8 protein-coding genes are annotated in these 9,056 nt (G+C 45.5%); 3 read left to right on the forward strand and 5 right to left on the reverse strand.

Features of this window, described 5'->3' with window-relative positions; genetic code table 11:
- The first annotated feature begins 224 nt into the window (after window positions 1-224).
- Window positions 225-2,366: a Tex family protein gene (locus PSE7429_RS04780; protein ID WP_040687343.1), complete on the forward strand. Its 2,142-nt coding sequence runs from the start codon at window positions 225-227 to the stop codon at window positions 2,364-2,366.
- Between the two features lie 266 nt (window positions 2,367-2,632).
- Here PSE7429_RS04780 and PSE7429_RS04785 read toward each other — a convergent pair whose 3' ends face one another.
- A complete protein-coding gene (locus tag PSE7429_RS04785) occupies window positions 2,633-3,025 on the reverse strand; it encodes a RidA family protein (RefSeq protein ID WP_009625942.1) in 393 nt (130 codons plus the stop codon).
- Window positions 3,026-3,455: 430 nt separating this feature from the next.
- On the opposite strand from PSE7429_RS04785, the gene pheT reads away from it, so the two are divergent.
- Window positions 3,456-5,867 (forward strand): phenylalanine--tRNA ligase subunit beta, encoded by a 2,412-nt coding sequence (pheT, locus tag PSE7429_RS04790; protein ID WP_009625943.1) that lies wholly within the window; start codon window positions 3,456-3,458, stop codon window positions 5,865-5,867.
- A gap of 195 nt (window positions 5,868-6,062) precedes the next feature.
- Here pheT and PSE7429_RS04795 read toward each other — a convergent pair whose 3' ends face one another.
- From PSE7429_RS04795 to PSE7429_RS04805, 3 genes are read right to left on the reverse strand one after another with little or no spacing between them, the layout of a single operon-like run.
- Window positions 6,063-6,797, reverse strand: coding sequence for an NUDIX hydrolase (locus tag PSE7429_RS04795; protein WP_009625944.1), 735 nt, complete (start codon window positions 6,795-6,797; stop codon window positions 6,063-6,065).
- Window positions 6,770-7,366 (reverse strand): nicotinate-nucleotide adenylyltransferase, encoded by a 597-nt coding sequence (locus tag PSE7429_RS04800; RefSeq protein WP_009625945.1) that lies wholly within the window; start codon window positions 7,364-7,366, stop codon window positions 6,770-6,772. Before PSE7429_RS04800 ends, PSE7429_RS04795 begins: the two co-directional genes overlap by 28 nt.
- A gap of 1 nt (window position 7,367) precedes the next feature.
- Window positions 7,368-7,808 carry a DUF29 domain-containing protein gene (locus PSE7429_RS04805; protein ID WP_009625946.1) on the reverse strand — a complete coding sequence of 147 codons (441 nt, stop codon included), beginning with the start codon at window positions 7,806-7,808 and terminating at the stop codon, window positions 7,368-7,370.
- Window positions 7,809-7,850: 42 nt separating this feature from the next.
- On the opposite strand from PSE7429_RS04805, the gene PSE7429_RS26220 reads away from it, so the two are divergent.
- Window positions 7,851-7,997, forward strand: coding sequence for a hypothetical protein (locus PSE7429_RS26220; protein WP_158467612.1), 147 nt, complete (start codon window positions 7,851-7,853; stop codon window positions 7,995-7,997).
- Between the two features lie 278 nt (window positions 7,998-8,275).
- Here the strand turns inward: PSE7429_RS26220 and PSE7429_RS24205 are convergent.
- Window positions 8,276-8,963 (reverse strand): IS1 family transposase gene (locus tag PSE7429_RS24205; RefSeq protein WP_407681153.1). Its coding sequence is split into 2 segments (ribosomal slippage): window positions 8,276-8,632 and window positions 8,634-8,963, totalling 687 coding nucleotides; the frame shifts between segments, so codons are not numbered across the junction.
- Between the last annotated feature and the right edge of the window lie 93 nt (window positions 8,964-9,056).

The raw sequence follows: 9,056 nt of genomic DNA on the forward strand, positions 1-9,056 counted from the left end.
GAATTATGTAAAAATACAGCTCATGGCTTAGGAGCAATCTAAATCTATGCGTTACCCTCGCTCGCGAAGAATTTAGGATTACTATAGCAATCCTAGCGAAGTCAAAGCTGCTCTCACCTCATTTAGGAGCGCTATAGTTACGAAAAAATCAAAACTTCGGGTTACTTTTCTGCATGAAGAGCGATCGCTTAAAATTGCAGGATGCACTCTGCAAATTGATCCGAATGCCAAACATCGAACAACTCATAGCTAAAGAACTTTCTCTTCGTCCCGAACAGATCGCCAATGCCCTAGAACTATTTGCCGAAGGTGCGACAATTCCCTTTGTCGCTCGCTATCGCAAAGAACGCACTGGCGAAATGAACGAGATCCAATTACGGGATCTCCAAGATCGTCATGCCTATCTCACCGAACTGCGCGATCGCCAAACCATCATCCTCCAAGCGATCGCCGACCAAGGCAAACTAACCGATGACCTCAAAGCCAAAATCGAAGCCTGCCTCCAAAAGACCGAGCTAGAAGATCTCTATCTACCCTACCGTCCCAAGCGAAGAACAAGAGCGGCGATCGCTAGAGAAAAGGGCTTAGAACCCCTTGCTGAAGCAATTAAAAACTTTAATCGCTCCAATATCAACACCTCGATAACACAGGAAGCCGCCAAATATATATCCGAGAAGGTGAAATCCGTTGAAGAAGCGCTCAAAGGTGCATCAGATATTCTTGCCGAGGAAGTTGCGGAAAATGCCGAATACCGCGCCTACATTCGCGACCAATTAAGGCAGTCGGGAATATTTATCTCGCAGATTAAGGGCTCTCACCCCATCGGCACTACCAAGTTTGAGATGTATCGAAACTATCAAGCAAAAGTCAAAACGATCGCTCCCCACAATTTCCTCGCCATCCTACGCGGCGAGACGGAAGAAATCATCACCCTCACCCTCGATTTTGACGAAGATCGCTTCCTTGCTTATTTAGAGTCCCAGCAAATTAAAACCAAAAATCCGACTCTACAGCAATTTTATCAAGATATGCTTAAGGATTCCTTTAACCGCTTGATGAAAACATCGGCGATCGCTGCGGTCATTGCGGAGAAAAAAGCATGGGCAGATGGAGAATCCATTAAAACCTTTGAAGCCAATTTACGCGATTTACTCCTCGCAGCTCCCGCAGGAATGAAACCCACCCTTGCCATTGATCCCGGATTCCGTACTGGTTGCAAAACTGCCGTAATCAGCGAGACAGGCAAGTTCCTCGAATACCAAACGCTTTTTCCCCATCAGTCTCCCGCTCAAAGGGAACAAGCTGCCCGTATCTTCAGAAACCTCATCGAGAAGTATCAAATTCAGCTAATTGCGATCGGCAATGGAACAGCGGGAAGGGAAACTGAAAGCTTCGTTATAGAATCAATGCAAGGCATGAAAAATCCGCCAATCAAAGTAATGGTCAACGAGTCGGGGGCTTCGATCTATTCCGCCAGCACCGTCGCGATCATCGAATTTCCCGATCTCGATTTAACCGTACGTGGCGCAATTAGTATCGGTAGAAGACTACAGGATCCCCTTGCCGAATTGGTCAAAATCGATCCCAAATCCATTGGGGTCGGGCAATATCAGCATGATGTCGATCAGAAGTTACTCAAAAAGAAACTCGATGAAACCGTCGAGAGTTGCGTCAATTTTGTCGGGGTAGACCTAAATACAGCTTCCAAAGAACTCTTGACCTTTGTCTCAGGACTGAATACCACGGTCGCCAATAACATCATCACCTACCGCAATCAGCATGGGGCTTTTCGCGATCGCCGTGATTTATTGAAAGTTCCCAAATTAGGCGCAAAAGCTTTTGAACAGGCGGCAGGATTTTTACGTATTCACGATGGCGATCGTCCCTTAGACAATACTGCCGTCCACCCCGAAAGTTACCCTGTTGTCGAAGCGATCGCGAGCGATCTTAACGTACCGCTATCGGCAATCGCCCAAGCCTCAGACAAGCTAAAAACGGTCAATCTCAAAAAATACGTCACGGAAGCGATCGGCGAACCAACCCTGCGCGATATCTTGCGGGAATTAGAAAAACCAGGACGAGACCCTCGCGCTGAGTTCAAGTCTGTTAACTTCCTCGAAGCCGTACAGAAAATCACCGATCTGCAAATCGGCATGGAACTTGAAGGAATCATCACCAATGTAGCGAACTTTGGGGCATTTGTTGATATTGGAGTCCATCAAGATGGATTAGTGCATATCTCGCAGTTAGCCAATCACTTCGTCAGCGATCCCAAGCAAATTGTCAAAGTTGGTCAGGTAGTCAAAGTGCGCGTCTTGGAAGTAAACGAATCTCTAAAACGGATTAGTTTATCAATGAAGTTATAGCTATATTCACTTACAGCAATGTTCTGTAAGTCAGGAAATCAAACCCAATAGAGAGTTGCGGCGCGAAGCGCCGCAACTCTCTATTGGGTTTGATTTTTGTCCTAACATTACTGAATATAGCTATACATTTAGATTGTATAGATTGTAGAGATTGCTGTAACTAATCTTCAGGCAAAGTACTCTGTCTAATGTTCGCTCGGATGGACAGGAAGATTCTATGGGAAAAGGAGGTGCGAGGTAAAGCCTTGCACCTCTAAATTATTTCGTCAGATGGCGACAATACACTCAATTTCCACCAGCGCATCAAGGGGCAATCTGGCAACTTGAACGGTGGAGCGGGCTGGGAAGGGCGCGAGAAAATATTTGCCGTAGATCGCATTCACTTTGGGGAAATCCGCCATGTCTGCAAGAAATACAGTAGTCTTGATCACGTTAGTTAAATCTGCCCCAGCTTCGGCAAGAACGGCTTGAATATTCTTGATTACCTGTTCGGCTTGCTCTTCGACCGTAGTAGCGACAATTTTGCCGATCGCAGGCTCGATCGCAATTTGTCCTGCCATGAAAATTAATTTGCTCGACGCAGGAACGGCGATCGCTTGGTTATAAGGACCGACGGGAGCGGGGGCTTTATCGGTAAGGATTACTTCTTTTTGACTCATTCTTCACGATTCTTTTGATTAGTCGATGTTAATTATAGCTAACAAAGCCCAAAGAGAGAGGCAGCCCAAAGCGCCGCCTCTATATATATTGAAGATTACGAAAATTCTCATTGCAAATCATTTCGATAATGCGGTTAGTAAGTTTGCCGTGCGGATTTTGCTAAACTACTAAGTAGCTAAGTAAGTAGCTAAGCATAAGTAAACTTAAAACCTAGAAGAGCGTACCGCCCGCTACGCGGGCAGTACGCTCTCTGGTTTTAGTTTTTAATTATGCTTAACTGCTTAACTAGTTTGGCAAGGTTAAAATCCAAAACCAAAGCATAGGTCGTCTGCTGCGTCAGAAGCCCATACTTCAGGTTTTTTAGTTTACTCATGCTTAGCTACTTACAATCTGAATATTTCTTAACACTCTTTTTTCCAAAAATTCCCAATGCGTATCTCTTTGAATTGGCTCCGTGAAATTGTTGACTGCGATCTCTCGCCTCAAGAGCTAGAAGAAAAACTAACGATGGCAGGCTTTGAAGTGGAGTCCATCGAAGACCGCAGGACATGGGCTGAGGGTGTCATTGTCGGTCATATCCTCACCGCCGAACGTCATCCCAACGCGGACAAGCTGCAAGTCTGTCAAGTTAATATCGGCGCACCCGAACCCTTACAAATTGTCTGTGGTGCGGCAAATGCCAGACAAGGTTTATTTGTCCCCGTAGCTACTATCGGGACCTATTTACCCACGATTGATCTGAAATTACGACCAACTAAGTTACGGGGTGAACGTTCTGAAGGGATGATTTGTTCACTTGCTGAGATCGGGCTTGCGAAAGAATCAAGCGGCATCCATGAATTTCCCGATGGCGTTACCGTTGGTGCTGATGTGCGCCCCCTCTTGGGATTAGATGATGCCATCCTTGATGTTACTTCCACCGCGAACCGTGCCGATGCCCTCAGTATGGTCGGGATTGCCCGTGAAGTAGCGGCTCTGTTGGGTAAGGAAGTCCGCTTACCCCTAGCTACTAAAGATTTTCAAATCCCAACCGCCAATTGGGTAACTGTAGAGGATCGGAAATCCTGCCCCGTTTACATCGGCACCTTAATTAAAGGTGTCAAGGTTTCCCCTTCTCCCGAATGGTTGAAGCGACGGATTGAAGCGGCAGGTATGCGCTCTATCAATAACATTGTCGATATCACTAACTATATTTTATTGGAATGGGGACAGCCACTCCATGCCTTTGATGCCGATACGTTACAGGAAGGCATCAATATCGGTGTGCGCTTTGCGAAGTCTGGCGAAAAAATCAAAACCCTTGATGATACCGATCGCACCCTTACCAGTCAAAACTTCTTAATTACATCAAGTGACAAACCGATCGCGATCGCGGGTGTCATGGGCGGTGCTGAAACCGAAGTTGGGGAAACAACCACCAATATTGTTTTAGAAGCGGCTCTATTCACGCAGGTTACCACAAGACGGTCGGCTCGCGCCCAAGGTTTACGTACTGAGGCTTCGGCGCGTTACGAGCGAGGTGTCAATCAAGCGGCGATCGAAGTCGCCACAGCCAAGGCAATCCAGATGATCGTCGAACTCGCAGGTGGCGAAGCGATCGAACAAAGCATCGTCGATGCCAGATCTAAGGAAGTTCGCACCATTGACCTCCGTTTAACCAAAGTGTGGCAGATCCTCGGTGAAGTCGATCGCGAAGATGAAAGCGCTCTACCTTTACTATCAGAAGCCGAAGTCGAACAAACGCTTAAAGTCCTATCCTTTGAGCTAGAAAAGCAGCCGATCGAAGAAGGTAGCTATGCAGTCTGGAAAGTAACCGTTCCCCCCTATCGCTATGCCGACATCGAACGGGAAATCGACTTAGTTGAGGAAATTGCGCGGATCTATGGATACGACAAATTTGTGGAAACCCTCCCCGCAAGAACAGAATTTGGATTCCTCTCTGCCGATCAAGAGGGTGGACGGATGATTCGGTCAGCTTTTAGGGCGGTGGGTTTAACGGAAGTCATGCATATGTCTCTATGTAGTCCCACTGAGTCCCATCAAGTCAAAATTAATAATCCTGTGGCGATCGAATATGGAGCACTCCGAGGCGATTTACTCACCAATTTAATCGAATCCTGTGCCTTTAATATCAATCAAGGCAACGGTATTTTAAATGGATTTGAAATCGGTCGTGTATTCTGGCTCGATGAAGCTGGCAGCGATGAAACCGATCGCATTGCAGGAATTTTTGGTGGCGATCCTACCGTCGGCGCATGGCAGCATGACTCCAAGCCCTTGAATTTCTACGAAGCCAAAGGTTTGCTCGATTCGGTTTTCCACAATCTTTCGGTCGCTGTGGAATATCAGCCCGATCAAAAGGATGATCGCCTACATCCTGGACGTACTGCTTCATTATGGATTTCGGGCGAACGCCTCGGTACTTTTGGGCAGTTACATCCCCAACTACGCGCCGAGAAGGAACTTCCCGATGAGGTTTATGCCTTTGAGCTGGATTTCTACACCTTACTAGATGCCATGATGAAAAAGTCTATTCCGACTTTTCAGACTTTCTCTACCTATCCCAGTAGCGATCGCGATATTGCCTTCTTTGCCCCGCTTAAGTTCACTGTGGCTGATATTAAGCGATCAATTACCCATATCGGTGGCGAACTTCTCGATTCCGTTACTCTTTTCGATCAATACATTGGTACTGGCGTGCCTGAAGGGGCACGCAGTCTTGCCTTTCGTCTCGTCTATCGAGCTAGCGATCGCACTTTAACCGATGTCGATATCAATCCCGTACATCAAAAGGTACGCGATTTGCTGGAAGAGAAGTTCCAAGCAACCTTAAGAAGCTAAAACATAAGTGGCGGTGCTTTGCACCGCCACTTACAGCGCTTTGCGCTCAAACCCAAACCAAGAAAAACTTTAAAAGCCTTGCAAAGCAACGCTTTCAAAGTTTTTCTTGTGGTTCGTTTGATCGATAATTGGTATATGTTTGGGGTTAAGCAAACCTTACGTTGCTATAAAAGTGATGATCACCAATGGCACTGCCTAGATAAATACCATTGGTTTATTTTTTAAGGGAGCAAAAGCCTCCGCATCAAAGCGATAAAGACTGGCAGGACGACCCGCCCCCCGTGAAGTTTTAATACCCGTATCACTCAAAAAACCTAACTTCAGCAGACGGGTGCGGAAATTAGAATAGTCGGAGAAATTCTCGCCGAGAACAGTGGTGTAGAGCTGATAGAGATCGCTGAGAGTAAAGGCTTCAGGCAAAACATCAAAGGCAACTGGACTATACTCTAGTTTATTGCAGAGGCGGCGATGACCATATTCGAGAATGCGATTGTGATCGAAGGCGAGTTCGGGAACTTGATTGACGGGATACCATGCGATGCCACTAACACCATCAGCGATGAGTTCGGCTTGAGAAAAGGGCACAAGCGCAAAATAACTGACGGATAAATAGCGCACTGCGTAGCTATCGGGCGCTTCGCGAGGATCACGTCCGATATCGCCAAAGGTAAAGAGTTGTTCGAGATAGAGATTTTTGGCGCGAATTTTCTCGGAGAGAATGCGATAGGCTGATTCTTCGAGGGATTCACCTTGACGCACGAGGGTTCCTGGTAAGCACCAACGATCGCGATAGGGTTCGTGTTGACGCATCACCAGTAACACCAATAGACGATTCTGCTCGGTATCGACGGAAAAGATCACGTTATCGACACCGACCTTGAAATCTGCTAGGGGTTTTTTAGTTACTGTGGTGCGGGACTTGTCTGCCATGCGTAAAGCGACTCTCGTTGGATATATGCTGCGACTGTGGGTATTATGACTGAACTGTTACCATTGTTGCGATAGTCTGACGAAGAAACGTGAGGTATCGAGGTAGAGTCGGGGGCGATCGCCACTTCAGTGCCCATCTGAACAAGGCGCTCAATATCAATAGCAGCAATGCTTACACCCTGTCGAGGGACGACTAACAGCTTAACTTGATGTAACAAATCTTGGGCACGATACCATGTGGGCAATTGCCGCACGAGATCGCCACCGATGACGAGGGTAAGGTTTGCCTCGGGCAAAATTTGTTTGGCTTTCTCGACGGTATTAATTGTACGCGGATCGCTAAGTTCGGGATGCAAGCCAATCGTTTGAGCAGGTGGTTGGATGGCGGCGATGGTTAGCTCCATCATCGCGAGGCGATCGCGTAGGCTTGCTTGATGGGTTTTGAATGGGTTATCTGACACCCAAACGATTGTGCGATCGTAATGATTATCGAGCCATTGTAAAATCTGTTGATGTCCGATACTCGGCGGATCGGCGCTAGTTCCAAAGAGAGCGATGTTCATTTGCATGTTAGGCAAGAAATTCTGGATCGAGGATTTGGGCGATCGTATATGGGCATTCAGTCGGAAATGTCTGTAGAGGCTTCTGTGTTTCCTTTGCCGCATCTCTCCGCGCCCGTCGATAGTATTTCTCTATCCATTCTGAATCTAGAAGGAATCTTTGCAAACTAGGAGTATCTTCCAAACAGTCTTGAATTTTGTCACGACAATTGGAAAGTGTGTTATTCCAACTCGGCGTTCTTTTCTCAGGTTGGTACTGACATTTAAGTAAGTGCATTACCAGTATCTGAAAATAGCTACTAAGTTCTTTTTGTTCGCTACGTCCCAATGCTTCTAATTCCTCGATCAAATTTTTGACATCCAATTCTGCCCAACGACCTTTTTGCAGGTACTCAGCCTGTTGCTGTGTCCATTTTAAGAAGTCTTGTTCATAACTTGCTACTTTTTCCATAGTCTAGTTTGATGGGTTGCCTATCTGAAAAGCTATATATGCATGTTAAAGCATTTTTTGCGGCGATCGCCTTTCTCAAGGTTACAAATTAAAGGCGATCGCCAAAATCCTCAAGCCAATCAAAACAGCGATCGCTGTTTCTACATCCCGTCCCAGATATCCAATAAGTACTTCAGGCTAGATAAATGATTGGTTGATCGGCATCTTTTGATTAGAGCATCAAGATATGCCCTATCTTCAATGGTTTTTGGTCTTTCTTTTTTATAAAACAAGCCAAATTCTCGCAGATATTGTTTGAGGTATTTCTCGTGAAATCTCGATTTTGTAATATATTCAGGCGCACAATTCATTAATTCGGGATCGTTGGTGAGAACGTCATAGTAAGGCTGAAAAACTGAAAAAAAGTCGGAATTACCTTTGGCTGAGTATTGAGCAGGAATATCGGCGTTGCACAAATGAAAGATGAATCAAGCAAAGGTAGTAAATGATTTGTACTTAAGATAGTGAATTAACAAACGAATTGAATACCTCAACATTTCTTCCGATTTTGAATAACATAAAGTTTTTCTGTGTAATCTGGCTAAATAATGTCTAAGTCTTGTGTTTTCACCCTCAACTCTTGTCATGTAGGTCTTGCTGATAATTTGATCCTCCGAGTTGATAAACATTTTGTAGACGCAGTAGCCATCAGTAACCCAGAAATAGCATTGCCAAACTTTAATCAATGCCCACAAGTTTTTAAAGGTTTGGCTACTCCTATCCCCTAATACCCAAGCCAATATGCCTTGACTAAAATGATTCACCGCAGTCCATAGCCAAATCAAGTTTTTTTGACCCAACAAAGGTCTGGAGTTCATCTAGTTCACCCACATCAGGAATAGTTTCGATGGGGGGATGCTCTGGTAATTGTTGAGCTGCTTGCTTAACCCAGTTGATCACCGAGTTATGACTAACATCGGTACATCTCTCAATTTGTCTAAATCCCATGCCGTTGCAGTACATTTTTAGGCATATTCTTTTGACATCTTGCGAATATCCAAGCACTGAGTAGTTATCAATGAACTGACGACCGCAATCAGCACAAATATGATTTTGTTTGTCTCCTCGTTTCCCATTTTTACGAATATGTGTTGAACCACACTTTGGACATTTCATTGTTTTTCATTGCTAAAACTCGTTATCTTTTATTTACTCATTCATCTCTCATTTGTGCAACGCCCAGAGATCTGCTTTTGCCGCATGGGCTAA

This window comes from Pseudanabaena biceps PCC 7429 (assembly GCF_000332215.1).
GTDB lineage: Bacteria > Cyanobacteriota > Cyanobacteriia > Pseudanabaenales > Pseudanabaenaceae > Pseudanabaena > Pseudanabaena biceps.

What these genes read in the sequence shown, in the direction of transcription:
- PSE7429_RS04780 (WP_040687343.1), top strand. Translation starts at nt 225, where the DNA reads ATGCCAAACATCGAACAACTCATAGCTAAAGAACTTTCTCTTCGTCCC.
- PSE7429_RS04785 (WP_009625942.1), bottom strand. Translation starts at nt 3,025, where the DNA reads ATGAGTCAAAAAGAAGTAATCCTTACCGATAAAGCCCCCGCTCCCGTC.
- pheT (WP_009625943.1), top strand. Translation starts at nt 3,456, where the DNA reads ATGCGTATCTCTTTGAATTGGCTCCGTGAAATTGTTGACTGCGATCTC.
- PSE7429_RS04795 (WP_009625944.1), bottom strand. Translation starts at nt 6,797, where the DNA reads ATGGCAGACAAGTCCCGCACCACAGTAACTAAAAAACCCCTAGCAGAT.
- PSE7429_RS04800 (WP_009625945.1), bottom strand. Translation starts at nt 7,366, where the DNA reads ATGCAAATGAACATCGCTCTCTTTGGAACTAGCGCCGATCCGCCGAGT.
- PSE7429_RS04805 (WP_009625946.1), bottom strand. Translation starts at nt 7,808, where the DNA reads ATGGAAAAAGTAGCAAGTTATGAACAAGACTTCTTAAAATGGACACAG.
- PSE7429_RS26220 (WP_158467612.1), top strand. Translation starts at nt 7,851, where the DNA reads ATGTTAAAGCATTTTTTGCGGCGATCGCCTTTCTCAAGGTTACAAATT.